This is a genomic window from Shewanella sp. SG41-4 (genome assembly GCF_014164505.1).
In the GTDB taxonomy this organism is placed as follows: Bacteria; Pseudomonadota; Gammaproteobacteria; order Enterobacterales; family Shewanellaceae; genus Shewanella.
The window spans coordinates 1-1,789 of the sequence record NZ_JACJFI010000521.1 but is presented as its reverse complement, the minus strand read 5'-3'; the positions used below and the strand labels follow the sequence as shown (position 1 = coordinate 1,789).

The window sequence follows — 1,789 nt, the reverse complement described above, 5'->3', positions numbered from 1 at the left end:
AGATAATAAGTCAAGATCAAGGTAAGGGAAATGACAATATTCGGCCAATGTCATAGCGAACTTGTCATTTGTTTTACTAACCGGTTATTACTCGAGTTGAGGTTAGTTAACCACACCAACATTAACTGCACTAACTCGAACGGTGCATGCCATTCAATACCTACTCGAGTCATCAACCTTTACTGATAATGCTTAAGTTTTATGCCTTGAATTGGCTGGTTAGTTTTTTCAAATTTTGTGATGTCGACTCTAAATTCTCAGCATTTTGGTTCATTTCGCTTAGCTGCTCTAGATTGTCCTGACCAGAACTGACAATACGGTTGATATTGTGGGTTAAGTCTTCAGCCACTGCACTTTGTTGTTCTACTGCAGTTGCAATATGAGTTGCCATATCTGTGATTCTTTCTGTTGAGGTTAATATTCTATTGATGGCTGTTCCCGAGCTTTGAGCATTTACAACAGAAGCTTCACTTTTATTTTGGCTTTCAATCATAACTTTAACGGCTGATTTTGCGCCGGATTGTAGCTTAGTAATGCCTGTCTGAATTTCAGCGGTACTTTGTTGAGTCCGGCTAGCAAGGGCTCTTACTTCATCAGCAACGACAGCAAACCCACGACCTTGTTCTCCAGCTCTAGCAGCTTCAATCGCAGCATTTAACGCCAATAAATTAGTTTGTTCTGCAATGCTACGAATGACATCTAAGATGGACACGATGTCAGTGACATCCTTATCTAGCGAGTTCACCACTGTCGCTGCGTCTGTCAATTGTGTGGATAAATCATTAATTGATTCAATAGAGTGATTGATAATATTGGAAACCTCTTTAGCATCCATATTTGCTTGCAATGCTGAGTCGGCTGATAATTGTACGCTGGTTGCTATTTCTTTAGCCGAGGCAGACATTTGCGTGATAGCCGCTGCCACTTGATCGGTTTCTAATTGTTGGTCATGCACATGCCCACGACTGAGCTCTGCCCCAGTGTGCACATTTCTTGCCGCGCTGAGTGCATCATCAACCGATACTTGAATTGATTGTACAAGTAATTGAATTTTATCTACAAAAATGTTGAATGAACTCGAGACTTTACCTATTTCATCTTCACGGCTTACATTCAGCCTGCGTGTTAAATCTCCTTCGCCACTGGCTATATTTTCTAATGCATTGGCTACATGGGTTAGTGGTCGGGTGATTAGTCTACTAAAGAGAATAAACAATGCTGTTACTAAAAATATATCCAGTAATAGGCCTTTTAAAATAGTTCTAAACGCCAACTCTGCTAGCTCTTCTTTGATGCTGGTATCATCGATGTATAATTTTACTGAGCCTATATCGGTGGTGGTTCCATCTTCCACATGTTGTAATTTTATTGTTTGAACATGAGCACTCATTTCACCTTTAGATTGAGCAATCTGGTCACCGTTATCATTATGAAAACTTAAAAATGCAACATCATCCGATTGTTGTTCTGAATCGAGTATTCGGGACATTTGAGATTCTTCATAATTCCAAACTGCGCTTGGAAGGCTTAACTGTAATCTTGAAGCGACTAAGCCAATCTGTACTTCTTGTTTGTGTCGCAATTTCTCACTTTGTGCAAGGTAGTCATATACTCCAAATATCACAATCAAAAATGTGACTGTAATGAGTGCAGCCATGATTAACTTAAAAGAAATTGATTTCATTAACGTCATAAATAGTACTCATTTTAACTTGAGTGCAATAAAGCAACGTAATTCAAACTATTGCGATATTTGACTGTTGTAAGTGCCGAATACCCTGTTCGAATC

1 protein-coding gene is annotated in these 1,789 nt (G+C 39.2%); it reads right to left on the bottom strand.

Going from position 1 to position 1,789, the window contains the following annotated elements:
• Positions 1 to 199: 199 nt before the first annotated feature.
• Positions 200 to 1,693: a methyl-accepting chemotaxis protein gene (locus tag H5202_RS21820; RefSeq protein WP_182773886.1), complete on the bottom strand. Its 1,494-nt coding sequence runs from the start codon at positions 1,691 to 1,693 to the stop codon at positions 200 to 202.
• Positions 1,694 to 1,789: the final 96 nt, after the last annotated feature.

What these genes read in the sequence shown, in the direction of transcription:
- H5202_RS21820 (WP_182773886.1), bottom strand. Translation starts at nt 1,693, where the DNA reads ATGACGTTAATGAAATCAATTTCTTTTAAGTTAATCATGGCTGCACTC.